The organism is Acinetobacter sp. RF14B, from assembly GCF_006864105.1.
GTDB classification, from domain to species: domain Bacteria; phylum Pseudomonadota; class Gammaproteobacteria; order Pseudomonadales; family Moraxellaceae; genus Acinetobacter; species Acinetobacter lwoffii_C.
In genome coordinates this window covers 1-25,020 of the sequence record NZ_SMTB01000017.1, presented here as the reverse complement: position 1 = coordinate 25,020, position 25,020 = coordinate 1, and the positions used below count along the sequence as shown (strand labels likewise).

At 42.4% G+C, this 25,020-nt stretch carries 23 protein-coding genes and 1 pseudogene; 16 read left to right on the top strand and 8 right to left on the bottom strand.

The genetic code is table 11. The features are described 5' to 3' along the window. Window positions 1-194: 194 nt before the first annotated feature. From E2K52_RS04410 to fdx, 8 genes are all read left to right on the top strand, one after another. Window positions 195-845 (top strand): hypothetical protein, encoded by a 651-nt coding sequence (locus E2K52_RS04410; RefSeq protein WP_151203956.1) that lies wholly within the window; start codon window positions 195-197, stop codon window positions 843-845. A 112-nt stretch (window positions 846-957) separates the two neighbouring features. Then, window positions 958-1,431 carry an Rrf2 family transcriptional regulator gene (locus tag E2K52_RS04405; RefSeq protein ID WP_151203955.1) on the top strand — a complete coding sequence of 158 codons (474 nt, stop codon included), beginning with the start codon at window positions 958-960 and terminating at the stop codon, window positions 1,429-1,431. A gap of 1 nt (window position 1,432) precedes the next feature. Then, a complete protein-coding gene (locus tag E2K52_RS04400) occupies window positions 1,433-2,650 on the top strand; it encodes an IscS subfamily cysteine desulfurase (RefSeq protein ID WP_151203954.1) in 1,218 nt (405 codons plus the stop codon). A gap of 105 nt (window positions 2,651-2,755) precedes the next feature. Continuing rightward, complete coding sequence (gene iscU / locus E2K52_RS04395) at window positions 2,756-3,142, top strand: Fe-S cluster assembly scaffold IscU (protein WP_151203953.1); 387 nt, start codon at window positions 2,756-2,758, stop codon at window positions 3,140-3,142. 35 nt (window positions 3,143-3,177) lie between these two features. Continuing rightward, window positions 3,178-3,498 carry an iron-sulfur cluster assembly protein IscA gene (gene iscA, locus E2K52_RS04390; protein WP_151203952.1) on the top strand — a complete coding sequence of 107 codons (321 nt, stop codon included), beginning with the start codon at window positions 3,178-3,180 and terminating at the stop codon, window positions 3,496-3,498. Between the two features lie 102 nt (window positions 3,499-3,600). Then, window positions 3,601-4,113 (top strand): Fe-S protein assembly co-chaperone HscB, encoded by a 513-nt coding sequence (gene hscB / locus E2K52_RS04385; protein ID WP_151203951.1) that lies wholly within the window; start codon window positions 3,601-3,603, stop codon window positions 4,111-4,113. 39 nt (window positions 4,114-4,152) lie between these two features. Then, complete coding sequence (gene hscA / locus E2K52_RS04380; RefSeq protein WP_151203950.1) at window positions 4,153-6,012, top strand: Fe-S protein assembly chaperone HscA; 1,860 nt, start codon at window positions 4,153-4,155, stop codon at window positions 6,010-6,012. Between the two features lie 15 nt (window positions 6,013-6,027). Further along, on the top strand, window positions 6,028-6,366 hold the full coding sequence (gene fdx / locus E2K52_RS04375) for an ISC system 2Fe-2S type ferredoxin (protein ID WP_151203949.1): 339 nt from the start codon (window positions 6,028-6,030) through the stop codon (window positions 6,364-6,366). A 298-nt stretch (window positions 6,367-6,664) separates the two neighbouring features. Here fdx and E2K52_RS04370 read toward each other — a convergent pair whose 3' ends face one another. The 5 genes from E2K52_RS04370 to aspA form a co-directional block, all read right to left on the bottom strand. Continuing rightward, the gene (locus E2K52_RS04370) at window positions 6,665-8,128 is read right to left on the bottom strand and encodes an adenylate/guanylate cyclase domain-containing protein (RefSeq protein ID WP_151203948.1); all 1,464 of its coding nucleotides are present in this window, start codon (window positions 8,126-8,128) and stop codon (window positions 6,665-6,667) included. 54 nt (window positions 8,129-8,182) lie between these two features. Further along, the gene (locus E2K52_RS04365; protein ID WP_151203947.1) at window positions 8,183-8,617 is read right to left on the bottom strand and encodes an HIT domain-containing protein; all 435 of its coding nucleotides are present in this window, start codon (window positions 8,615-8,617) and stop codon (window positions 8,183-8,185) included. Window positions 8,618-8,839: 222 nt separating this feature from the next. Next, window positions 8,840-12,304, bottom strand: coding sequence for a transcription-repair coupling factor (mfd, locus tag E2K52_RS04360; protein ID WP_151203946.1), 3,465 nt, complete (start codon window positions 12,302-12,304; stop codon window positions 8,840-8,842). A 124-nt stretch (window positions 12,305-12,428) separates the two neighbouring features. After that, window positions 12,429-12,788, bottom strand: a complete 360-nt coding sequence (locus E2K52_RS04355; RefSeq protein WP_151203945.1) for a hypothetical protein — start codon at window positions 12,786-12,788, stop codon at window positions 12,429-12,431. Between the two features lie 124 nt (window positions 12,789-12,912). Next, on the bottom strand, window positions 12,913-14,364 hold the full coding sequence (gene aspA, locus E2K52_RS04350; protein ID WP_151203944.1) for an aspartate ammonia-lyase: 1,452 nt from the start codon (window positions 14,362-14,364) through the stop codon (window positions 12,913-12,915). Window positions 14,365-14,849: 485 nt separating this feature from the next. Here aspA and E2K52_RS15355 point away from each other — a divergent pair. The 5 genes and pseudogenes from E2K52_RS15355 to E2K52_RS04330 all read left to right on the top strand — a co-directional run. Next, window positions 14,850-14,987 (top strand): annotated as a pseudogene (locus tag E2K52_RS15355) (hypothetical protein); the annotation flags it as partial. Between the two features lie 387 nt (window positions 14,988-15,374). Continuing rightward, entirely contained in the window at window positions 15,375-16,457 is a 1,083-nt protein-coding gene (trmA, locus tag E2K52_RS04345; RefSeq protein ID WP_151203943.1) for a tRNA (uridine(54)-C5)-methyltransferase TrmA, read from the top strand. Window positions 16,458-16,698: 241 nt separating this feature from the next. Beyond that, window positions 16,699-16,923, top strand: coding sequence for a hypothetical protein (locus tag E2K52_RS04340; RefSeq protein WP_151203942.1), 225 nt, complete (start codon window positions 16,699-16,701; stop codon window positions 16,921-16,923). Between the two features lie 311 nt (window positions 16,924-17,234). Then, a complete protein-coding gene (locus tag E2K52_RS15685; protein ID WP_374982208.1) occupies window positions 17,235-17,576 on the top strand; it encodes a hypothetical protein in 342 nt (113 codons plus the stop codon). Window positions 17,577-18,116: 540 nt separating this feature from the next. Next, window positions 18,117-18,677, top strand: coding sequence for a lecithin retinol acyltransferase family protein (locus tag E2K52_RS04330; protein ID WP_151203941.1), 561 nt, complete (start codon window positions 18,117-18,119; stop codon window positions 18,675-18,677). A 138-nt stretch (window positions 18,678-18,815) separates the two neighbouring features. On the opposite strand, the gene E2K52_RS04325 is transcribed toward E2K52_RS04330, so the two are convergent. Both E2K52_RS04325 and E2K52_RS04320 read right to left on the bottom strand, forming a co-directional pair. Further along, window positions 18,816-19,727, bottom strand: a complete 912-nt coding sequence (locus tag E2K52_RS04325; RefSeq protein ID WP_151203940.1) for a bestrophin family protein — start codon at window positions 19,725-19,727, stop codon at window positions 18,816-18,818. Window positions 19,728-19,793: 66 nt separating this feature from the next. Continuing rightward, a complete protein-coding gene (locus tag E2K52_RS04320; protein WP_151203939.1) occupies window positions 19,794-21,518 on the bottom strand; it encodes a glutamine--tRNA ligase/YqeY domain fusion protein in 1,725 nt (574 codons plus the stop codon). A gap of 433 nt (window positions 21,519-21,951) precedes the next feature. Here E2K52_RS04320 and E2K52_RS04315 point away from each other — a divergent pair, with 433 nt between their 5' ends. Continuing rightward, complete coding sequence (locus tag E2K52_RS04315) at window positions 21,952-22,461, top strand: peptidylprolyl isomerase (protein ID WP_151203938.1); 510 nt, start codon at window positions 21,952-21,954, stop codon at window positions 22,459-22,461. Window positions 22,462-22,573: 112 nt separating this feature from the next. Further along, the gene (locus tag E2K52_RS04310; protein ID WP_151203937.1) at window positions 22,574-23,293 is read left to right on the top strand and encodes a UDP-2,3-diacylglucosamine diphosphatase; all 720 of its coding nucleotides are present in this window, start codon (window positions 22,574-22,576) and stop codon (window positions 23,291-23,293) included. Window positions 23,294-23,326: 33 nt separating this feature from the next. On the opposite strand, the gene E2K52_RS04305 is transcribed toward E2K52_RS04310, so the two are convergent. Beyond that, on the bottom strand, window positions 23,327-23,545 hold the full coding sequence (locus E2K52_RS04305) for a transposase (RefSeq protein ID WP_151203936.1): 219 nt from the start codon (window positions 23,543-23,545) through the stop codon (window positions 23,327-23,329). Between the two features lie 664 nt (window positions 23,546-24,209). On the opposite strand from E2K52_RS04305, the gene nfsB reads away from it, so the two are divergent. After that, a complete protein-coding gene (gene nfsB, locus E2K52_RS04300; RefSeq protein ID WP_151203935.1) occupies window positions 24,210-24,863 on the top strand; it encodes an oxygen-insensitive NAD(P)H nitroreductase in 654 nt (217 codons plus the stop codon). The last annotated feature ends 157 nt before the right edge of the window (window positions 24,864-25,020 follow it).

Below are 25,020 nucleotides of genomic sequence, written 5' to 3'. Positions count from 1 at the left end.
CTGCTTATTTTCTGTGTAAATATTATAAAATTATCTACAAAATCACTGCATAATAGCAAATTCAGGGCTTGATAGATTTGCTAAACTGTTCTACAAAGCAATTTATTTCAACTCTAATTTGATTTAACCCTAAAACCTTTCCACGAGCAGGAAGCTTTTTCATTTTATTTTTCAGGTAAGGATTGGTCGTATTTATGAGCGAATCGCAACAAAGTCAAACTCAACCGCATTTGTTGCTCACGATGACTTTGATCGTTTTAGAGACAATATTTACGTTTATCCTCCAACATGACCGCGTTGTTGCATTGCAGGCAAAAAAGTTTGTAGAGGAAAAGATCACCATTAAAATCAATAGTTATGTTCCCTATTTTGATTTTTATGTACAATTCACTGCCAATGGTTTGCTGTTCGATTATAAAGCCTCAGGCCGTGTGATCGATCTGGATGTACGCACCACTCTCCTTGACCTGATTAAAATTTTTATTTTTGGTAATCGTAAAAGCATTCACAGAATGCGCATTGATGGCGACCAAATATTAAAAGACGAATTTCGTGATTTAGTAACTTTATTTAGTTTGCCCAAAGTGCTCTCAGACTGGAAACACTGGTTATCTGAACCGCCTTCCAATGAAGCAGACATTATCAGCTCGAAAAAACGGATTGCACCACTTTTAAGAAAAATTGAAGAGCAGCGCTCCAAGATTAATACACTTCAGGTCGAAGTAAAACAGTACCGCAATCGTATTAAACGTATAGAGCGCCGCCAGAAGCATATTAATCTTGTTTTTGCGTGTATTACCTTAGTTTTAATTGCGTTATTAGTATATAATTGGCTGAATATGTAATTGTTTCTTTTTTCAGTAAATTAAATACACATATCCAGCATAAAAATAACTTGACTAATTTAGTCGGGATTCATAAAATCGATACATCTAGTCTAACTATGTGTATCGAATCATGCGCCTAACCACTCGCGGTCGCTACGCAGTGACTGCTTTACTTGATCTAGCTTTGCAGCCATCTGAAAAAACGATTACGCTCGCTGAAATTGCAGCACGTCAAACCATTTCTGTTGCTTATCTTGAGCAGTTATTTGCAAAACTTAAGCGCCATGGCTTAGTTTCAAGTGTTCGCGGAGCGAATGGTGGTTACCATTTAGCGCGTAATGCAGATGAAATCACTGTATTAGCAATTATTGAAGCTGTAAATGAAACAGTTGATGCTACTCGCTGTGACCATAAAGGCAACTGCCAGAATGGAGCGATGTGCCTGACTCATGATTTATGGCAAGAACTCTCCCATCACATAGCCGATTATCTCGCGAAAATCTCACTGGCTGATCTGGTCGCACGTGACAACGTACAAACCGTGTCATTACGCCAAAACTCACCAAATTTTGATTCAGACCTTTTATCGGTTACAGGTATTTGACATGAAACGTCCGATTTATCTTGACTATGCAGCAACAACTCCGGTAGATCCTCAAGTTGCAGAACGTATGATGGAATGCTTAACTTTCGAAGGCACCTTCGGTAATGCGGCATCCCGTTCACATGCTTATGGCTGGCAAGCGGAAGAAAAAGTTGAATACGCACGTGAACAGGTGGCGAATTTAATTAAAGCAGACCCGCGTGAAATCGTTTGGACTTCAGGCGCAACCGAATCTGATAACCTTGCACTTAAAGGTGTTGCACATTTCTATGCATCGAAAGGCAAGCACATCATTACTTCTAAAATTGAGCATAAAGCTATTTTAGATACATGTCGTGAACTAGAATCTGAAGGTTTCGAAATCACCTATCTTGAGCCACAACCAAAAACAGGTTTAATCACACCGGAAATGGTTCAGGAAGCTCTTCGCCCAGATACTATTCTTGTTTCCCTGATGATGGTAAATAACGAGATTGGCACGGTGACTGATGTTGCCGCAATTGGTGAAATCACTCGCGCTAACAAAATATTCTTCCACGTGGATGCAGCTCAGGCTGCGGGCAAGGTTGAAATTGACCTGTCTACCTTAAAAGTAGATTTAATGAGTTTCTCGGCTCACAAAATCTATGGTCCTAAAGGTATAGGAGCCCTGTTTGTACGTCGTAGCCCACGTGTACGCTTAAAAGCGGAAATGCACGGTGGCGGTCATGAACGAGGTATGCGTTCTGGTACGCTTGCAACTCACCAGATCGTTGGTATGGGTGAAGCGTTTGAACTGGCAGGTAAAAACCTGGAATCTGAGCAAGCACGTTTACGTATATTACGTGACAAGCTCTGGAATGGCCTACAAGACCTTGAGCAGGTATTCCTGAACGGCCATCCGACTCAAAACGTCGCCAACTATCTAAACGTAAGCTTTAACTTCGTTGAAGGTGAATCTTTAATGATGGCTCTGAAAGATGCAGCAGTATCTTCAGGTTCAGCATGTACTTCTGCGACGCTAGAACCGTCTTATGTATTACGTGCATTAGGTTTATCTGACGAGCTTGCACATAGTTCGATCCGCTTCAGCTTTGGTAAATACACCACTGAAGAAGATATCGATCATGTTTTAACTATCACTAAAGCTGCTGTTGAGAAATTACGTGAACTTTCTCCGCTTTGGGATATGTACAAAGAAGGTATCGACCTTTCTACTGTTGAATGGGCTGAGCACTAATTTTTGAGCTTGAGATAGCCATCTAAGTATTGCTATCTCATTGATAAAAAATTTTTAATCCCCATATTTAATATTAAGGCTGACCCCGAGTTTTGGAGAAGCAACATGGCTTATAGCGAAAAAGTAATTGATCATTACGAAAACCCTCGTAATGTTGGTATTTTAGATAAAAATGCTGAAAACGTTGGTACAGGTATGGTCGGTGCACCAGCGTGTGGCGACGTAATGCGTTTACAGATTCAAGTAAACAATGAAGGCGTCATTGAGGAAGCACGTTTTAAAACGTATGGTTGTGGTTCTGCAATTGCTTCCAGCTCTTTGGTGACTGAGTGGTTGAAAGGTAAAACTCTAGACCAAGCACAAGCGATCAAAAATATTGATATCGCCACTGAACTGGCCCTTCCACCGGTTAAAGTTCACTGCTCTGTACTGGCTGAAGATGCGATTAAGGCAGCTGTCGAAGATTATCGCAATAAACAGTCTAAGGCTTGATCCTTCGTTTTTAAAGAAAGATTTATGGAGTTTTCATGATCAATTTAACTGAAAATGCTGCAACTCATATCAGCAATTACCTCAAAAATCGCGGTAAGGGTGAAGGCATTCGCGTTGGTGTGAAAACTTCAGGCTGTTCTGGCTTGGCTTATGTACTCGAATTCGTCGATGAAATCGATACACATGATCAGGTCTTTGAACAGTTTGGCGTTAAAGTATTCATTGACCCGAAAAGTCTGGTTTATCTTGATGGTATGGAAATGGACTATGTCAAGAATGGCCTTAATGAAGGTTTTGAGTTTAACAACCCGAACAAAAAAGGTGAATGTGGGTGTGGTGAGTCTTTCACAGTCTAATCATAGCCGCTCTACCTTATACAATTAAAACAGTGTAGTTCACACTGTTTTAATTGTATTTATACATTATTTTTTGCCCATTAATTGCGGATTTCACCTCCCATGAATCATTTTGAGCTGTTCAATCTTCCCGTAGCACTCGATATTGATTTGGCTTCTTTAAAAACAGCGTTTTTAAAGTTACAGCAACAATATCACCCGGATAAAGCTGAAGACAAAGATCAAGCATTGATTAAATCAAGTGAAATCAATCAGGCCTTCAAAATCCTGTCTGCTGTTGATAGCCGTGCCGCCTATCTGCTCTCGTTAAAGAAACAAGATTATCATCTCGATCAATCGATCAGTGATTTTGAATTCTTGCAGGATGCACTTGATATTCGTGAACAACTCGATGATGCAATATCTGCAGAAGAGCTGGCTTCTCTAAAAGTTGAAGTACAGCAATGGATTGATGGTCTGGTCCGTGAATTCAAGATTGACTACACAGATGAAGACTGGGCTGAAGCTCGTGATACAGTGCGCAAATTACGCTTCTTTGTTAAAGTCATGGCCGACATCGACAAGGCAGAAGACCGCCTTCTGGATGATGACAGCTTTGACCTTGATGATTTTTGATTTTCCTCTTTAATTTTAACGTGCAAAGGATGTAATACGATGGCTCTCTTGCAGATCGCAGAACCAGGTCAATCAAATGCACCACATGAACACCGCATTGCGATTGGTATCGATTTAGGCACCACCCACTCTTTGGTTGCCACGGTTCTTTCAGGTAAAGCCAAAGTACTTAATGATGAACAAGGTCGTGTATTACTTCCTTCTATCGTTCATTATTCAGAGCAAAGCACTCAGTACGGCAATGACGCTGTACCTTTTATTACCACTGACCCTCAAAATACGATTGTCTCCATAAAACGTTTTATGGGTCGCTCAAAAGTAGATATTAAATTTCAGCATCCGTATACCTTGGTCGGCGAAGCCAATGAAATGCCCGCCTTTGAAACTGCACAAGGCCGTAAAACGCCAGTCGAAATTTCAGCTGAAATTTTAAAGCAACTATTAAACCGTGCTGAATCGAGCCTGCAAAATCCTATCAATGGTGCAGTCATTACCGTTCCTGCCTATTTTGATGAAGCACAACGCCAGGCAACACGTGATGCTGCCCAGCTTGCCGGTTTGAATGTTTTACGCTTGTTAAACGAGCCAACTGCTGCAGCGGTTGCCTATGGTCTGGACCAGGAAAGCAACCTCAGTACCGACCGCAACTATGTCATTTATGATCTGGGTGGCGGTACATTCGACGTTTCAATTTTGCGTTTTGCTCAAGGTGTATTTGAAGTTCTGGCCACGGGTGGTCATACAGCACTTGGTGGTGATGACCTGGATCGGCTAATTGTCAAATGGGCAAAGAAAGAACTTCATATTGAAACCCTAAGTGATGCAGAACATGCTCACTTCGTGGTTGCAGCTCGTAAAGCCAAAGAAGCCCTATCAAATGCTGATTCTGTTGAGTTAAAGCTACTGGATCAGGCCTTAACGCTTGACCGCCCTACTTTTGAAGGCATTATCAAAGTTGCGCTGGACAAAACCATTAGCGTTTGTAAACGTGTACTGCGTGATGCCAAGCTAGAACTGGATGATATTCAAAACGTTGTTCTTGTAGGGGGGTCTACCCGCTCCTATGCCGTTCAGAAAGCAGTGCGTGAGGTCTTTAACCAGGAACCCTTATGTACTATCAACCCGGATGAAGTGGTTGCAATTGGTGCCTCGATTACAGCGAATCAGCTGATTGGCAACAGTAAAGACGGTTCTTTATTATTAGATGTAACACCTTTGTCCTTAGGTCTTGAAACCATGGGCGGACTGGTTGAGCGTTTAATTTCACGCAATACTGCAATTCCGGTTGCACGCCGTCAGGAGTTTACCACCTATCAGGATGGCCAGACGGCCATGTTAATTCACGTGGTGCAAGGTGAGCGCGATCTGGTAGAACATTGCCGCAGTTTAGGCCGCTTTGTACTGCATGGTATTCCTCCGATGACCGCGGGTCAGGCACGTATTGAAGTCACCTTTCAGGTCGATGCCGATGGTCTGTTAACCGTTTCTGCCAAGGAAATGACTTCGGGTGTAAGCGCACAAATTGACATCAAACCCTCTTATGGTTTATCAAGCGAAGATACCGAGCGTCTGCTTTTAGAAGGTTATCAGTTTGCAGAGGAAGATAAAAATCTTCGTCATTTGCAGGAAACCAAGGTAGAAGCACAGCGTGAACTTGAAGCACTGGTTCAGGCCTTGAAAGTAGATGCACATTTAATGTCTGAACAGCAACTTGCGGAGCTGACTGCTGCGCAGACTCGGCTTGAAGCAGAGCTGCAAGGCGATGATGTCAGAACCATTGAATCTGCGGTTGAACAGCTTAAAATACATAGTGATGCCTTTGCTGCACTGCGTATGAATCAACATATTGATGCTGCCCTGAAAGGCACCAAACTCGACGACTGGTCAAACTCAAACTAATTTAAGGTAAAGACTATGCCACGTATTAAAGTTCTTCCTCATGCGCAAATTTGTCCAGAAGGTGCGGAGTTTGACGTTGAACAAGATGCAAATTTGTGCGAAAGCCTGTTAAAAAATGGAATCAAGATTGAACATGCCTGTGATATGTCATGTGCATGTACCACCTGTCATGTGATCGTACGTCGCGGCTTTGACAGCCTTGAAGAAATGAATGATGTGGAAGCTGACCTGCTGGATCGTGCCTGGGGTCTTGAACCTGATTCTCGCTTGTCTTGTCAGGTTAAAATAGTCGATGAAGATCTGGAAGTTGAAATTCCAAAATACACGATTAACCACGCTTCTGAAAACCATTAAAATATCCAAATAAAAAACCACGCTTCGGCGTGGTTTTTTCATTCTTAGATTAGCATCTGAAGTAAAACACTATGTGGCTGTCATACTACCTGACTCGGACTCTTAAAGGCGAGTATTTTTCTTGAGCAAATAAATATAATGCATGATACAACTTTGACTGTGATCAGTCAGAAGTAGAATGCCCGTTCATCTTACTTCCTTCCAATAATTTAATCTCTGTTGCACTTCCTTTGAAGTCTAAGATTGATCACATGATTTTAAAAAGTGGAACAATCTGAGCTTTATGATATTTAGCTTGCTATCTGATTGTTTCAGGCGGCACAGTTTCAATTACTTCATCTTCAAGTTTTAACTTCACAATACCCTGTGAATTTGTCAGTTTCTGCTGGGTTTCAATCCGCTTGATCATTCTCTCCAGAACTTCAATCAGGTTCGGATAATCAAAGTTTTGCACTTCATCCAGATTAAGCAGTAAATGAAAGCCTTTATATTCATAATCAAACCAGCGCTGATACTCCACCTTTTGAAAAGCATATCTTTCCATCACTTGCCAGGTTCTTACGGGTGCTTTGATCCCCTTCAGGAAAATCGGTTTTTTCGGTGCACACAGATAATCATTTTTGATCAAGTTATGCGTATCATCTGAAATCAGAATTTCATCTACTTCTGCCGCACTTTGCAATCGGGCCGCAAGATTGGCATCTCGTCCTACAATGGTATAAGCCATGCGGTGATTAGCCCCATAATTGCCTACGTGACAATAACCGGTTGAAATCCCCATACGGATATGCAAAGGTGGATAACCCATTTTAACCCAGCGTTCGCGCAGCAATTTCATTTGTTGACGCATAGCTAGTGCCATTTCCAGACAGTTTTTGGCATCCTGCTCGACTCCTTCCGAGTTTGGATCACCAAAGAAAATCAGAATGGCATCCCCCATGAATTTATCGACAGTTGCCTCATATTTTTTGGCAATTTCAGTCATATGACTTAAATAGTCATTGAGCAGGAAAGCCAGGTCATCCGGAATCAGGGTTTCAGAAAGTTCAGTAAAGCCTTGAATATCCGAAAAGAAAATAGTCAGTTTTTTACGCTTGTATTCGATTTTTGCCTCAGATTCACCTTTCATGATCGATTGCCACAGCTGGACTGGCGCATAGCGGCTCAGCTGGTTGGCGAACTCCATATAACGGTTCATCTGGTCAAAATAGTGATTTTTCTTTTTGGTCATGTATTGCACACGACCACTTTGATAAAAACTTCCCACCCCAAAATACATCATTAGGCAGATAAAGCCCAGAATAGTCAGCTCACTACTACTCTGTTCAAAATAATTACCCAACCCAAAAACCAGAATAGCAGACAGGTAAAATACTGTCGTTCCAATAAGACTGGCCAGTGTCGTCATTAAAAATGAGATTTTGTTACTGATTGCCGTATATAACAGTGCGGAAAGGCCCAGGAAAGAAAGAACCAGATCCAGATGTACTGCTGCGAGCATCACCGACACCACAGCCACATCAATAATAAAAAACACATTACGCTTGATGTTGGAGTTATAGCGATAGGTCAGCCACTGCGACAGCTTAGGACTAAGCAGTAGCAGTAGAACCAGCAGAAAAGGGATAAAAATCTGGTAACTGGTATCTGGAACAGTTTGGTGATAGACGACCAGCACCAGAGACAACATAATATATCCCATCAAGCGATGAAAATATTCAAAGCGTCTTGGCTCTTGATGCATCCAGTCGTCTAATTGCACTCAATCACTCTCTTAGGTCTATATCCATGAATGGACTATAGTAGCCTGCATGAATCAGTCCATACGCCAATCGAATGGCATATCGCCCTGACCGCGTAACGCCAGCATCAGGGTCTGGCGCATATGTGCCAATACTTCATTATTATAAGGCACCGCCGGTGTACCCCATACCGGTTTAGGCCATGCCACATCGTTCTGATAACGAACCACATGATGAAAATGCAATTGCGGCACCATATTACCCAGCGCAGCCACATTCATTTTATCAGCACGAAATACGCGGGAAAGCTGACTAGATAACCAGCTTGACTCACGCAGGAACTGCTCCTGGTCAGCTTGGCTTAATTCATATAATTCGGTAACGCCCGGTACACGTGGTACCAGAATGAGCCACGGAAATTGCATATCATTCATCAAACGACATGTTGACAAAGGAAAGTCGCCTACAAAAAACGTATCTTGAGCAAGTTGTGGATGCAAACTAAACATATCTTTATAAATGATGCAAAATTAGAATGATGACCAATACTATCATATCCAATTAGGACTGAGTATTATCCTCAGTCACATTCGGGGCAATTTTGTATGATTTATTCAGTACAAAATACCAATCATCTCTTTCAATAATTGCCTGAAAAAACAGCGCAGTATTCACACGCGCATTCGGATGGAACAGCGTGTGAATCTGTCTCCTGTCTGAGACTGCAAATTTCAATGCAGCTGTGTTAATAAACTCTCCAGCAAATCACTGATGAACTGGATCCGTTTTTGATAATCTTCCAGCATGACCATGATTTTCAGGCGCTGCCCTCCATCCATCCTAAAGTAGGTCGGATGTTTCTGCATCATCTGGATTATACTCATCGCTTGTACCGGCGTATCTGGTGCAAACTCAATATGCCCGCCATGAGCGCTGACATCAATCTTGGTAATGCCAAGCTGTTCAGCTTTAAGACGCAGCTGATGCACAGCAAATAACTGTTTGACGGGTTGTGGAGGAATACCAAAACGGTCGATCAGTTCCATACGGATATTGTCGAGCTTTTCCTGAGTATCGGTATTACTGATGCGTTTATAGAACAATAAGCGCTGATGCACATCACCGAGATACTCATCTGGAATCAAAGCTGGCATATGCAGGTTGATTTCCGCAGTGAGCGTGAGAGGTGCATCAAAATTCGGCGTTTTGCCTTTTTGGATGGCTTTGGTGGCTTTTTCCAGCATTTCCATATACAGGCTATAACCAATCGCCTGCATCGAACCACTTTGCTGTTCACCCAAGAGTTCCCCAGCACCGCGAATTTCCAGATCTTCTGTGGCCAGCATAAAACCGGCACCCAAGGTGGCTGCACGCTGAATCGCTTCCAGACGTTTTTCGGCATCTCCCTTTAAGCCTTTAAGCGAAGGCACCAATAGATAGGCATAAGCTTGATGATGGGAACGACCGACACGGCCTCGCAGCTGGTGTAACTGTGCCAGACCCAGCTTGTCTGCCCGTTCAATAATGATGGTATTGGCATTTGGCACATCAATTCCGGTTTCAATAATGGTCGAACACACCAGCACATTATATTCTTTATGATAAAATCGCTGCATGACCTGCTCAAGTTCACGTTCACGCATCTGGCCATGGGCCACCACCACCCGTGCTTCCGGCACCAGATTGCGGATATTTTCTGCGGCACGTTCAATGGTATTAACTTCATTATGCAGGAAATAAACCTGACCGCCGCGCAGCAGTTCGCGCAGAATCGCCTCTTTAATTGTGTCGTTGGTATGTTCCTGTACAAAGGTTTTTACTGCCAGACGGCGTGCTGGTGGCGTGGCAATAATCGACAAATCGCGCATGCCACTAAAAGCCATATTCAGGGTGCGTGGAATTGGCGTGGCAGTTAAAGTCAGCATATCTACATCGGCACGCATGGCTTTAATCCGTTCTTTATCACGCACGCCGAAACGATGCTCTTCATCGACAATCATCAGCCCAAGATTATGGAACTGGACATTTTCCTGCAAAAGCTTGTGCGTACCGATGACAATATCGACTTTACCCTCGGCCAGATCTTCCAGGGTTTTATTATGGGTCTTGGACGAGCCAAAACGGGACAGGACTTCAATACGTACCGGCCAGTCTGCGAAACGGTCCTTGAAGGACTCATAATGTTGCTGGGCGAGCAAGGTAGTCGGCACCAAAACCGCTACCTGCCGGTTATTTTGCACAGCAACAAATGCGGCACGCATGGCGACTTCGGTTTTACCAAAACCCACATCACCACAGACCAGTCGATCCATTGGTTTGGCCTGCTGCATATCATATAAAGTTGCTTCAATGGCATTGGCCTGATCTGGCGTTTCCTCATAGGCAAAGCCACTGGCAAATTGCATATACAGGCTTTGATCCAGTTCAAAACTGATGCCTGGCTTGGAAAAACGGCGTGCCTGAATATGCAGCAATTCGGCTGCAACATCATGAATCTGCTCTAAAGCTTTACGCTTGGCTTTATTCCAGGCATCGGTTCCGAGCTTGTGTAAAGGTGCCAAATCAGGATCACCGCCACTATAACGGCTGATCAGATGCAAATTCGTCACCGGCACATAAACTTTGGCACCCTCGGCATAGTCCAGCTGCAAAAATTCATGATCCTGATCATCGATACTAAGGGTAATCAGGCCAGCATAACGCCCGACGCCATAATCAATATGTACAACTGGTGCACCAATACTGAGTTCGGTCAGGCTACGGATCAGGAACTCTTCTGACACCTCCTGCTGGCGCTTGCGGCGGCGTTGCACCACACGATGCTCATACAACTGGTTTTCAGAAATCACACTCAGATGATTGGTCAGGACTAGGCCACGCTCTAGAGGTGCACTGGTAATGGCAATTGCATGCAGAGATTCAACAAAGGCATTAAAACTGTCTACAGTAGGAATATCCCCGAGGCTTGGACGCAAAGCATCTTTTAAAGTTTCACGGCGACCCGCACTTTCAGCCACCAGCAAGACCGGATGATTGGCAGCATCAATATATTTTTTGACTTCGGTAAAAGGTTTTTCGCGTTTCGGATCAACAGGCAGTCGTGGCGGGACCTGGGTATCCAGATTAATTACGCCGGCTTTTTCCTCAAATGGCTCTTGCGCGGCAATAATACGACTAAACTGATTTAGCTGTTCCAATAGCTGATTGGTCGGACTAAATAAAGTGTCAGGCGGTAAAATCGGCTGATCCATATTATGGCGACGATCTTCATAACGGCGCACGACATCTTGCCAGAATTGTTCCAGACTTTGTTCCAAAGCCTTGTCTGTAATGACAATGCCATTCTTTGGTAAGTACGAAATCAGGGTGCTTTGACCAGCTTGCATTGCCTCAGCACTGAAAAATAAAGGTAAATAGAATTCAATCCCGGGGGAAGCAATACCATCCATTACATCCTGATAGAGTGGATTCTTCTTTGGATTGGCAGTAGGAAAAAATTCAGCATAACGGTCGCGGAAAGTAGCACGGCCTTCTTTGAGTGGAAATTCCTGGGCGGGCAATACGGTAAACTGCTCCAGCATCTGGGTCGTACGCTGGGTTTCCGGATCAAAAAATTTCAGTGTTTCAATTTCATCATCAAACAGGTCAATACGAATCGGCGCATCCTGACCTGAGGCGTAAATATCAATAATACTGCCGCGTACCGCAAATTCACCATGGTCATACACCGTATCAACCAGATGATAGCCAGCTTGAATCAATTTTTTCTTCTGTTGTTCCAGATCAAGTTTTTGACCGACACGAATATCAAAATGCTCACCCAGAATCCAGGACGTCGGTGCAACGCGCTGCGCCAAAGTAGAGGCAGACAACAGCAACACGCCGCTTTGTGGCATATTTGATAGAATGGCCAGACGTTCCGAGACAATATCTTGGTGCGGCGACAAACGGTCGTAAGGCAAAATCTCCCAATCCGGAAAAATGATGGGCTTAATCCCATAAAATTCCAGCTCACTTTCCAGTTGCCCCAAGTGCTGATTATTGCGCGCGATGATCACAAACAGACGCGACTGCTGCTGCCTGATTATTTCTTTTAGCAATAATGCAGTAGACGAACCTTGCAGATTACCTAACCAGCGTTTCTCGCCTGCTTTGAGCCTAGGTAAATTAAGTTGGGAAATTTCTTGTTGGAACATGTATATAGCTTTAAAGTCTAAACAACATGGCGCTTATATTATCACGATGATCCGGTGCGCTTTCGTTATTTTTATGCAGTCCTGATCGTTCCGCTATAGAGTATGAAGTTCGTGTGTCGCTGGCCTATTTTTGGTCGCGTAAAAACTGACGATAATAGTCATTCAATTTCTTCACAATTGTTTTAAATTGCAGCAGGTTTTCTTCGGTATTCGCCAGAGGCTGATTAAAGCGCTGATGCGCAATTTCCAGATCAATCTTTTCATTGATGATCATCGCGCTAGAATAAAGTTGCGCCAGATCATCAAAACTTTTCATGCGGCGATTGGATAAATACTCCAGACGCGCTCCCAATTCCTGATTGAGCTGAATTCCATCAACGATATATCCTGTACCTTCTACATATTGGATATTCTGTTCTTCCAGATAAAGCTGTGCTGGAGAAGGTTTATTGGATTGAAAGAGTTTAGTGATTTTATTAAACATGTTTTGCAGCAATTCCAGTTCATCTCAAGGTCGGTATATAGTCTAGATGAAAAAGCCCCAAACCCACATGAGGATTTGAGGCAAATGGTTAAAATCAGTACTTTTTGATTAAAGCCCAGAAGTTTTAAGATACCTGTTCTAGTGAGCTCACTTCATTGGGTACTTCTGAAACCAGATTTTCAAAAGCGAAGATTTCATCCAGCTGCTTTTCAGTCAACAGGCCCAGCTCCAATACAACTTGTGGAACAGTTTTATTTTCACGGATACACTGTTTTCCGATTTCATCACAGGCTGCATGTCCCAATAGCGGATCAAGCAGAGTGATAATTCCAATACTGCGCATTACAGCATCCAGACAGTTCTGTTCATTAACTTCAATGCCTTTAATACATTTTTGCTGTAAGGTCTGCATCCCTTGAGTGAGCAATTGAATTGATTCATTCAGAGAAATAGCGATCACAGGTTCCATGACATTGAGTTGTAATTGGCCTGCTTCTGCTGCCATGGTAATGGTCAAGTCATTCCCAATGACACGGAAGGCAATCTGGTTAACGACTTCTGGAATAACCGGATTGACCTTGGCGGGCATAATAGATGAACCGGCCTGTAATTCTGGTAAACGGATTTCCGCCAGACCTGTACGCGGTCCAGAGCTTAAGAGACGCAAGTCATTACAGATTTTAGAGAGTTTCACTGCCAGACGTTTTAAGCTGCTAGACAGAATAATAAATGCCCCACAGTCGCTGGTGGCTTCTACATAATCTTCAGCTTGTTTTAAAGGCAGGCCTGTAATTTTCGCTAAATTTTCGACCACATGCTTGGCATAACCTGAAGGCGTGTTGACACCGGTTCCAATTGCAGTAGCTCCCAGATTCACTTCAAGCAATAACTGGCGCAGTTGCTCAATCAGCTTAAAATCTTCCTTTAATAAAGTTGCAAAAGCCCGGAACTCCTGCTCCATAGTCATTGGCACTGCATCCTGCAACTGGGTACGCCCCATCTTGATCACATGCTGAAATTCAAGTGCTTTGCTATATAGACTCTCAGTTAAGGATTTAAGCGCAGTTAAGAGCTCATCTATTCGAGTATATGTGGCCAGACGCAAAGCCGTAGGATACACATCGTTGGTAGACTGGGAAGTATTCACATGATCATTCGGATGAAGAAGCTGGTACTCTCCTTTACTATGCCCCATCAGCTCCAGCGCCCGATTGGCAATAACCTCATTGGCATTCATATTCACGGAAGTACCCGCACCGCCCTGATAAGGATCAAGTGGAAATGAAGCCTTCCAGTCTTGCGGCCGTTGAATCAGTTCATCACAAGCTTGCTGAATAGCAATACTTTGCTGTTTTGAAATTTTCTGAAAATGCAAGTTACTTTGGGCCGCAGCTTTTTTAACCTGTGCCAGAGCACGAATAAAATGAGACTCCTGGCCCACTACCAATCCTGAAATTTGAAAGTTTTCAAGCGCACGTAAAGTGTGAATTCCATAATAACTGTGCTGTGGTATGTGTTTCTTCCCCAATAAATCCTGTTCAATCCGGGTAGATTCTAGTTGAAGCATATTGTCCATGTAATATTACTCTTGGCGATGATGCACCCCTACGGTGCGGATTTACTATGCGTAGCTGGGCCTGGAATAAAGCAGGCTTTTTCAACAAAATTTGCTACAAATTATATCTAATTTAAGCTTCTTGTTAACTTTGTAATTTTATGTAACAAAAAACTTAAAAGCCAGTAACTTTTTCATACCACTCAAAAATACCCGTCATTAGCCAAAATATAGACAAAATAAGTCTTGGAAAGCGTCTTTTCGGTATTTAAAATAAATTTTCAAAACCAAAATATTTACAATAAATACACACAAAAGCCGCTAAAATGTTACCAAATGTAAACACTCAACTTTATTTGCGGCACTGGCTCATGATTTTGGTACACAAATCATCCAGATGTTGCTTTTATTTTTTTAAGGATGCTTGCCTATAACTTCTCTAAGTTTCAGCCTGATGACTTTCATACTTTAGATGATTGCCAGGATCAATCAGTTTACATGCCTAGCGTGCAAGCTCCAGTTTCGATGAATATATTCTGAGCCGAGGGAGTCTGGGCAGTCTAGTCACCACACTTTCGGCCAGAACAATTTACCTGTCTGGTTTATCAGTAGTCTGGATTGCGGTAGATTTAATTGTTAGAGCATGATTGAACTGGTTGCTGCTCGCCGGACATAGAGTTAGTAGGCGCGCATACAAAATATCAGAACCATGGCGTTATCGCTGGCTGCAACTACGACCCTTCTATATATTTGCATTGGTTGGCTTTTCTAGCTAGATGTTATTTCTATTCCCTTAACGATGTTCAGCGAAGCTGTAGATGCATGGGTAATACCAGCCTGATGACCATGACGGATTAATCAGCCCCCTTTTAAACAAGTCTTTCTTTTGCTCTTCATGGCCAAGTTTCTCCCCTTAGAAGATTCGGTCTTTTTTATACAGCCTTCCCCGTGTTTGCCTGAATAATCTTAGGCAGATCAGCAAATTTTTGCTACCATCTCGACTTTCAAGTATTTGCGATGTTTTAGTGCATATGACCTCATCTTATCAGCAACAACTGGATGCCAAAGTTGAACGTATTCGGACGCAATTTGCCGAGTATCAACCACCTGCTTTAGAAGTATTTGAATCTCCAGAACAATACTATCGCATGCGTGCTGAATTCCGTATCTGGCATACTGAAGATGACCTGTTTTATGCCATGTTTGAACGAGATGAAAATAATAATAAAAAAGTCATCCGTATTGACACGTTCCCAATTGCCGATCGGCGCATTAATGAATTAATGCCACAGCTCCTCCAAGCATTCAAGGTAGATCCAATTCTGGGGACACGCCTGTTTGAAGTGCATTTTCTGGCGACCTTAAAGGGCGAAGTTCTGGTGTCTCTGATTTATCATCGTAAACTCGATGAAAGCTGGGAACCTGCGGCAAAAGCACTGGCTGAAAAACTCAATATCAAACTGATCGGTCGTAGCCGTGGACAAAAGTTTGTGCTCTCTGACGAATTCGTGATTGAAGAGCTGGCTGTATTTGATCGCCGTTATCAATATAAGCAGATTGAAAGCAGCTTTACGCAGCCTAATGCGCAAGTTTGTCAAAAAATGCTGGAATGGGCATGTGAGGCTGCAGAGCAATCTGATAAAGATTTACTGGAACTGTATTGTGGGAATGGCAATTTCACCCTGCCACTCTCCACCAGATTCCGCCGCGTGTTAGCCACCGAACTGGCCAAATCTTCTGTGTATGCCGCTGAATGGAATATCGAGCAGAACCATATTGATAATATTCAGGTGGCTCGCCTGTCTGCTGAGGAGTTTACCCAGGCCTATAAAGGTGAGCGTACTTTCCGCCGCTTGCAGGAAGCCCAAATTGATATTTCAACCTACGACTTCAGTACCATTTTTGTCGATCCGCCACGTGCCGGTATAGATGATGAAACACTTAAACTGTTGCAGCACTTTGAACGAATTATATATATTTCATGTAATCCGGACACATTACATGACAATTTAAAACAATTGACCCAGACCCATAAAATTAGCAAATTCGCCCTGTTCGATCAGTTTCCTTATACCCATCATATCGAGTCAGGTGTGCTGCTAGAAAAGCGTTAATACTTTGTTTCAATTTATTTTTTAGTTACACAAATGGAGCCTAAGGAGGCTCCATTTTTTATTTTAAAAATTAGATACTTACATGAGTTAAAAGAGATTTCAATCAAGAAATATCGTTGAGAACTAACTTCTCTATCGGAAATTCAAACGACTGTTTGCTGCTTTTATCGCACAGCTTGGCTTGCTTTATTTATTATATTGGCTATATTTCATTCTATGTTAGGTTGTGTATGAAGGCTCTATGAGTTTTTGGCAAAAGTTGTTTTCTGATGAACAACAGAATGATCACAAGAATCAAATTGCTTGTGTTGAAAATGATTGCTCTTGCAAGACAAATGAACAGCTTCTTGAAGCACTATCTAAAGCAACTGAGGAAGATGTTATTATCGGAATCAAAAAGGTTCTCGCTTCTCGCGGCTATAGCCGTAAAGAACTTAATGAACTTCAGCACCTGCCGCTGCAATAAGCAGCTTAGGTCACTTAAAAAAAGCATTTGCGCAAGCAAATGCTTTTTTTATCGCTGAACTTTAATTTTCTGATGTACTTTTAGGAGCTGTTTCCCAATTATCTTGAGAAAGTCTGGCTTAGTTCCCCATTATTCTGGTGTGACTAACAGCTATGCATTGAGAGATAATCAGTGCCAACAGATTAAAGATCTGTTACCTGAATCAGTAGGTACTGTTGGAGTAAGCACCAACGACAACTACTTATTTAAAGCAGGCCTGTGGCAGAGGATGTTTGAAGTGTTGTCATATAAATAGTGACAATGAATATACCATGTTGGACTCAACGACTGTACGTGCTCATCAACACAGAGCTGGAAAAAACGAGCAGGCGATAACACGTAGTAAAAATGGCTTACACACTAAAATTCATCCCTATACCGATGTTTTAGGCAATCCAACAGGATTTTTTCATGTTGCTGGACAGGCTCATGATTTAAATACTGCTGATAGGCTACTGAACTTATTAAGCCCGACTTGGTGCATGGATGAGGCTTGCAATTCCAGAGCACTGGTGATTGATCCAATTATAAGATCAATAGTCAGTTTCCATCTAAAAATAATGCGATTAATCCACCTGATTATGCTCGACATCTTTATAAAGCAAGACATCTGATCGATTTTTTTGCCAAGCTCAAACAGTATAGAGAGTATTGCGACACCTTATGATAAATTAGCTCAAAACCTCCAGCAGCAATTTATCTGGCTTAAGCAATCTCCCCCTAAATACCTTAGGTCAGTTCCAACGGCATGTACTGCTGTTCAACGTTCAGAAAAATTTGAAGTAAACATCAAGGTCGGTTGACACTTCTTCTATATTTACAAGGTGAGAGTTCTATTTCGCCAGAATTTTTGCTGCTTTATAGCAGCTAAAAATATGCTTGTCCCCTTATGCTGAGACCAAAGCAATACTTTGCTCCTGCTCATGTAGCCAAGTCCATTTATGCATTCCACCTTGCTTAGGCTATTTACTTATTTCATTCCAGTTTTTTCACTTAGTGGACAATATTGCATGTCCAGACTTTAAAGCGGTTTAGATCCTTCCACAGCTCATCAATTATCATCAGATTTACTAGCTAAAATGTCGATTAATTCACAAAAAAACAGTACACTTAAGCTTTAAAATACACTTGTTATTAAATGGTTTAATCTTTACATGCAGCAGACTAAACGGTTTCCCATAGGAGCGCATCTTATGGTTAAACATTTCGGTTATACTCATCACGGGATTTATGCCGGGCGTGGTCGTGTGATCCACTATTCGGGATTTGCGCATTTATTTAAAAAACACCCCATTGAAATAACTTCTATTGAAAAATTCAGCCACGGCAAGCCGATTCAAATCCAGTATTATAAATCAGCTAAATATACAGGCCGTAAAGCAGTCCGCCGAATGCGTTCCAGAATGCATGAAAACAACTACCACCTGATTATCAATAATTGCGAACACTTATGTACCTGGGCCATTACTGGCGTGGAAAGCAGCCCACAGGTCATTCGCATGATGAACCGCCTCACCACCATCGGTTATATCAGCTCCATGGTGAGCTTTATGAACAGCATGTTCCTGACCCTTACCACCACCAGCTTCGCGCTTGCGCTCTATATTAAAAAGAAACTCCATGACAAGGCCAAAATGCGTGTGCAGCAATATCGTGACTTACAGGAGCAGATCAAGAGCAAACGCCCGGATCTGGGCAATCTGAAACATCGCTAAAGCTTGGCATTAAAATATAAAGTGAATATTTTCCGCATCAAGCTGGCTCAATACCATCCTGAGTAAATGACAGCAAGGCATTTACATCTGACCGATCACTCAATCCAAAAGAATCACTTGAATCAAGCCCGCATTTTCTTAGGTTAAATAGACTTTCTTAGACTGAATTGCCTCAGGTAGGGCCTGTCCTAATGAGCTTAATGTTTCGCGCTCAACCAGCCGGACTATCGAATCCAAAGGCAGGTCATTATCCTGAAGCCCGAAAGGCTCTTCCAGTTCAGAACTCAGCTCATCTAGGCCCAAGAACAGATAAGCAATCAACGCGACTAGAATTGGCGTCCACAGGCCCAGACTGGCTTCCAGACTAAATGGCAAGATGAAGCAGAAAGAATAGACAGCCCGGTGCAACAACACCGAATAGGAAAATGGCAGCGGTGTCGACAGAATACGGTCACATCCTGCCTGAACATTGCCTAAGGCCACTGTATGCTGATTCAGACTATTATAAATAATATCCGTGATCTTACCCTGCCGATATTGCTGAACTAAATCTTTCTGGATCTGCTCCAGAACCCATTGCGAAGCATTCATATGGGTGGGTAACTGTTCAAATGAATTAGACTCAAACTGTGTACTGGACTGATAATGCTGAATACTTTGCTGCTGCTGCCTTAAGCGGTCACGCAGAAGATGGGAAAATAACATCATTCGATATAATAAAACTTCACGTGTTTGATCATCGAGGACATAACTATCACGGCATAAATGGCGGGTTGTGGCAATTAAGGCGCCCCATAACTTGCGCCCTTCCCACCAGCGGTCGTAACTGGCATTATTTCTAAAGCTTAAAAATATCGACAGAATAACCCCGAAAATAGTAAAGCCAATAGCCGGGACTGCCGGTAAGGTGAGAAAGTGTGCCTGACGCAGATAGACCAATGTACCTGATAGAAAAACCACCAGAACCAAAGCCGGCAGAACTTTAGGCAAAATCGTGCCATGCCATGCAAATAACAAACCAAAGCTATTACTTTTATCACGAACAATCATTGAGTCTTTCCTGCTGCATCGAAAAAGCCCAACCGGAGTTGGGCTTTTTAAAAAATTCAGAGCAAATTATTTGCCAGGCTTAAAGCTGTCTCTCAAGTCCAGAATACGGTTAAATACCGGTTTTTCGCTTGAGTGATCATATTGATCTGCTACAAAATAGCCTTCACGTTCAAACTGGAAGCGATCTTCCTGTTTTGCATGTGCCAGTGCTGGTTCAATCACAGCCTGAACCACTTTTAATGAATCAGAATTTAAATTTTCCAGGAAATCATCACCGACATCTGGATCAGCGACACTAAACAGACGGTCATAAATACGTACTTCGGCAGGAACACCCTTAGTCGCCGATACCCAGTGAATCACCCCTTTCACCTTACGGCCTTCAGGATTTTTACCTAGAGTTTCCGGGTCAATTGAACATTTCAGCTCGACCACTTTACCGCTATCATCTTTAATGACTTCATCACACTTGATCACATAGGCATGGCGTAAACGTACTTCACCACCCGGGATCAGGCGTTTAAAGCCTTTTGGTGGCTCTTCTTCAAAGTCTTTACGGTCAATGTAGATTTCTGCAGTTAAAGGAATGACACGCTCACCCATATCCACGTTCGGATGACGGGAATGGGTCAAATCCATATCCGCTGGCAGATTGGTTAAAGTCACTTTTAGTGGATTCAGTACCGCCATACCACGCGCAGCCGTATTTTCCAAAGACTGGCGGATGCAGTACTCAAGCATTGCCACATCGACAATACTGCCATCAATCTTAGACACACCCACACGCTTACAGAAATCACGCAGGCCTTCAGGCGTGAAACCGCGACGGCGCATACCCACCACCGTTGGCATACGAGGGTCATCCCAGCCATTCACATGACCGCCCTCAACCAGCTTACGCAGCTTACGTTTAGACGTAATCGTATAGTCAACATTCAAACGGCTGGATTCGTACTGATGCGGTACAGATGGAGACTTAACTTTTTCTACCACCCAGTCATAGAACGGACGGTGATCCTGGAACTCCAGAGTACACAGTGAATGGGTAATGCCTTCAATCGCATCTGATAATGGATGCGCATAATCATACATTGGATAAATTTTCCATTTATCGCCTGTCTGATGATGCGCTGAATGTAAAATACGATACAGGATTGGGTCACGCATATGCACGTTTGGAGAGGCCATATCAATTTTGGCACGCAGTACTGCCTGACCTTCTGCATATTCACCATTGCGCATTTTTTCAAAACGTTCCAGGTTTTCTGCCACACTGGCGTCACGGTATGGCGAGTTTTTGCCAAGCTCAACAAAATTACCGCGGTTTAAGCGGATTTCTTCAGGTGTTTGCAGATCCACATATGCATCACCCTGTTCAATTAACTGAATGGCCCAGGTATAAAGCTGTTCAAAATAGCTCGATGCATAGCGAGGCTCGCCCTCCCACTGGAAACCCAGCCATTTTACGTCATTGGCAATCCCGTCTACATATTCCTGCTCTTCTGCATCCGGGTTGGTGTCATCAAAACGCAGATTACATACACCATTAAATTCTTGTGCAATACCGAAGTTCAAGCAAATCGCTTTCACATGACCAATATGCAGATAGCCATTTGGCTCAGGTGGAAAACGTGTCACTACCTGTTGGGTACGGCCGGCTTCCAGGTCATCTGTGATAATCTGGCGCACAAAATCCAAGCCCGGCTGTTGTTCCTGCTGCGCTGAATCGACTGCATTCTTGTTTTGGGTCGGGTTCTCGGGCAGAGATGCAACAACATCATTTGGCTTCATGATCAATCATTCACTTCTAAAATTAAAAAAGGATTAATGAAATCCAGTAGCACACTCAGTCTGCCTGTATTCATTAGATAAGTATTCCTTAGTTTAACTAGAGGTGGGTAATCTCTCAACTGTTAACTCTTGTATTTGATTTCAAAGCGGGCATTTTCAAAGTTAAAGCGGAGTTTAGCCAAGTTAATACTTAGGGCGTATGGTTTTTTATATGCCCTTCTGAATATTATTTATGCCAAACCTGTGATTGTAAGCAAAACTGGCCTTGATCACTTCAACAGAATGACTTGACAAAGCAAAGCCTAAATAAAATACGATTTAGATGTTTTAACAAAGAAAATAAGGTTTTTGCTTGCCTTGTCGTTTAGAGTTTGCTTATGCTTCTCACATTGAAATAAAACATGGCATCTGTCCATGATTAGGAGATTACCCAATGAGTTTTCCTCAAGTCGAATTAAACACCAATAAAGGTCGTATTGTTCTTGAATTAAACGCTGAAAAAGCACCTAAAACAGTGGCAAACTTCTTGCAATATGTACGTGACGGTTTTTATGATGGCGTAATTTTCCACCGTGTTATTGATGGTTTTATGATCCAGGGCGGTGGCATGGATGAAAACTTCAAAGAAAAAGCAACACGTGATGCGATTGAAAATGAAGCGGATAACGGTTTGAGCAATGAGGAAGGTACGATTGCAATGGCTCGTACTCAAGCACCTCACTCTGCTTCAGCTCAGTTCTTCATTAACGTGAAAAACAACTCTTTCCTGAACCACACTGGCAAGACTGCTCAGGGTTGGGGTTATGCCGTATTTGGTAAAGTTGTTGAAGGCATGGATGTTGTGAACGATATTAAAGGCGTTCGCACGGGTAACCGCGGCTACCACGCTGACGTTCCTTTAGAAAATGTTGTAATCGAATCTGCAAAAATCATTTCCGAATAAAAAAACAGTCCTCTCCGTTCTTTATGAGTTTTAAAGCATCGCTTTAAAACGGTATAAGAGAAAGTTTCTCAAAATGATGAAGGATTTAGAGAGGATTAAAAGGAAAAGATTCGTGACCTATCTGTTTATCTCGGATTTACATTTGTCACCTGATCACCCTCGACTTGTTCGGGGGTTTTTAGATTTATTGACGGCCTATCAGAACCAACAGACTCAACTCTATATTCTGGGAGACTGGTTCAATGCCTGGATCGGCGATGACTATACTGCACCATGGCTAGATGAAATAGTCGACCGATTAAAACAATTTACAGCCGCAGGTAATCAGATCTTTTTTCTGGCTGGAAATCGTGATTTTGTATTAGGCCAGAACTTCCTGCATCAGTTTTCCGGACAGCTCTTGGCCGATGTTCACAACCTTGAGATTGGTAGCATCCACTATCGGATTGAACATGGCGATACCCTGTGTACCGATGATATTGGCTATCAGCGTTTTCGTAAAATTATCCGCAATCCACTGCTCTTAGCTTTACTCAGGAAAACTCCGCTCAGCTTTAGAATGAAACTGGCCCATGGCTTTCGCAAGAAAAGCCAAGAATCTCAGCAGTTCAAAACCTATGAAGTTATGGATGTGAACGCATCTGCAGTAGACTCTGCGCTCCAAGAAGTAGAGGTGCTGATTCATGGCCATACGCACCGTGCGGCTATTCATCGGCTGGGACATAAAAAACGGATTGTTCTGGGAGACTGGAAGCTGGACCATGCTGAAATTCTGGAAATCCAGCCTAAACAAAATATTGAAAGCCTGAAACTAAAAAAGTGGCGATATTAATCAGCCACTTTTCTATTTCTGCACTGCCTCAATTCAACTTAAACGGTAAAGCTGGTTCACACCGGTATAGAAACTTCGACCATCCTGATTAAACTGGATTTCCTCACCGTTTGGCAACTGGATCATTTGACCCACTTCTACCCAGATAAACCCTTCCATCGTATTTTGCTTACGCTTTAAAGGGATTAGCTTTACGTTAATTTCATTGCCATCAGCGGCAGTGGCAATATGCCATTCATTGATCTTTTTCAAAATATTTACTCACATCAGATGAGCTTTTTGTGACTTTATACTTTATCGAGAGAGTAGTAACAACCTAGTCTATATTCTATGGTTAATAGATCTTATTTTAGTTCAAATACTTGAACTAAAAAGTGAATCACAATCGGCTAAAAATAATAATAAAAGCAAGAATATTACTTGCCTGAAGTGAAACTACTATAAGCTATTTTCAACCAAAAGTAAAATTACATTGTAATGACAAATGCATATCATATATATTTCATGTTATTCTTGGAAAAGAGAAAATCTTTGAAATCGCATTCGCACACTTAACCTGAAACCAAATTTTTATAACAATCTGCTTATATAGAGCCAGTTTAAGATTTAGCCGTGGATGAAACTATCCATCTATCAGACCTGAATTTAGCAACCACTCAGCAAGGCATGGATTAAAATATAGTATCCATATCTCGTGCAATGCCTTGGTCGCAAAGCTGCCAATAATATTAAATCCCTGTGGACTACATCGATAAATGGCCTGCTTTTTTCTCTTACTAAATTTTACCTTAGTTTTTATGCAAAATTAGGGTGTTAAAAACTTTGCCTCCGGCTATTTTGTTGTAATAATCCTGCAATCAGAAAAAATAGAAGCTTTCATTCTATTTTCCAGGTCTCAAGAAATTGGAGTCCATTCATGGATTTACTTAAAATTGCGCAAACCCGTTATACCACCAAAGCCTATGATCCGAACAAAAAGGTTCCTGCCGAGCAGTTTGAGCGCCTTTTAGAGGTATTACGCCTGACCCCATCTTCTATTAACATTCAGCCCTGGCATTTCTTTATTGCGGATGATGCAGCGGCCAAGCAACGTATTGCCAAGGCTCTGGTGGGTACGTATGCCTACAATGCCCCAAAAGTACTGGACTCTTCCCATACCATTTTATTCTGTACCAAAGCTGATATTGACGAGCTACATCTGAAAAACCTGTTAAAACGGGATGATCTCAATGGTCGTTTTAAAGATGAACATGCCAAAGAAGGTCAGAAAAATACCCGTAGCGGTTATGTAGATTATTATCGCAATGAAAAAGGCGATATTCAGCGTTGGGCAGAAAACCAGACTTTCATTGCACTGGGTCAAATATTACTGGCTGCAGGAATTGAAGGCATTGATGCTACCCCAATCGGTGGCTTTGATGAAAATATCATTAGTGACGAATTGCAACTGGCTGAGCAAGGCCTGATTCCTTCCGTACTGTTGACTTTAGGCTATCGCAGTGAAAATGACTTCAATGCCAAATTACCGAAATCACGCCTGCCAGCTGACTACATTTTCACCAAACTGTAAGCATTTTATGGTATAAAAGGGGTCTAGTGCCATTGCTGTCCCACAATTTTTCACAAGAGGAAGCTCATTTGAGCTTCCTCTTGTTTTATGGGTATTTTATCGGGTGAAAATAAAGCTTTTAAAGTTCTTCTTTCAAACAAATTCACTTGAATTATTC

Bases quoted from the DNA above. Each gene is read 5' to 3' on its own strand.
- E2K52_RS04400 (WP_151203954.1), top strand. From the start codon at position 1,433: ATGAAACGTCCGATTTATCTTGACTATGCAGCAACAACTCCGGTAGAT.
- iscA (WP_151203952.1), top strand. From the start codon at position 3,178: ATGATCAATTTAACTGAAAATGCTGCAACTCATATCAGCAATTACCTC.
- E2K52_RS15685 (WP_374982208.1), top strand. From the start codon at position 17,235: ATGTTGGACTCAACGACTGTACGTGCTCATCAACACAGAGCTGGAAAA.
- E2K52_RS04330 (WP_151203941.1), top strand. From the start codon at position 18,117: ATGCAGCAGACTAAACGGTTTCCCATAGGAGCGCATCTTATGGTTAAA.
- E2K52_RS04325 (WP_151203940.1), bottom strand. From the start codon at position 19,727: ATGATTGTTCGTGATAAAAGTAATAGCTTTGGTTTGTTATTTGCATGG.
- E2K52_RS04405 (WP_151203955.1), top strand. From the start codon at position 958: ATGCGCCTAACCACTCGCGGTCGCTACGCAGTGACTGCTTTACTTGAT.
- E2K52_RS04340 (WP_151203942.1), top strand. From the start codon at position 16,699: ATGAGTTTTTGGCAAAAGTTGTTTTCTGATGAACAACAGAATGATCAC.
- E2K52_RS04355 (WP_151203945.1), bottom strand. From the start codon at position 12,788: ATGTTTAATAAAATCACTAAACTCTTTCAATCCAATAAACCTTCTCCA.
- aspA (WP_151203944.1), bottom strand. From the start codon at position 14,364: ATGGACAATATGCTTCAACTAGAATCTACCCGGATTGAACAGGATTTA.
- E2K52_RS04410 (WP_151203956.1), top strand. From the start codon at position 195: ATGAGCGAATCGCAACAAAGTCAAACTCAACCGCATTTGTTGCTCACG.
- hscA (WP_151203950.1), top strand. From the start codon at position 4,153: ATGGCTCTCTTGCAGATCGCAGAACCAGGTCAATCAAATGCACCACAT.
- iscU (WP_151203953.1), top strand. From the start codon at position 2,756: ATGGCTTATAGCGAAAAAGTAATTGATCATTACGAAAACCCTCGTAAT.
- hscB (WP_151203951.1), top strand. From the start codon at position 3,601: ATGAATCATTTTGAGCTGTTCAATCTTCCCGTAGCACTCGATATTGAT.
- trmA (WP_151203943.1), top strand. From the start codon at position 15,375: ATGACCTCATCTTATCAGCAACAACTGGATGCCAAAGTTGAACGTATT.
- nfsB (WP_151203935.1), top strand. From the start codon at position 24,210: ATGGATTTACTTAAAATTGCGCAAACCCGTTATACCACCAAAGCCTAT.
- E2K52_RS04365 (WP_151203947.1), bottom strand. From the start codon at position 8,617: ATGTTTAGTTTGCATCCACAACTTGCTCAAGATACGTTTTTTGTAGGC.
- E2K52_RS04320 (WP_151203939.1), bottom strand. From the start codon at position 21,518: ATGAAGCCAAATGATGTTGTTGCATCTCTGCCCGAGAACCCGACCCAA.
- mfd (WP_151203946.1), bottom strand. From the start codon at position 12,304: ATGTTCCAACAAGAAATTTCCCAACTTAATTTACCTAGGCTCAAAGCA.
- E2K52_RS04315 (WP_151203938.1), top strand. From the start codon at position 21,952: ATGAGTTTTCCTCAAGTCGAATTAAACACCAATAAAGGTCGTATTGTT.
- fdx (WP_151203949.1), top strand. From the start codon at position 6,028: ATGCCACGTATTAAAGTTCTTCCTCATGCGCAAATTTGTCCAGAAGGT.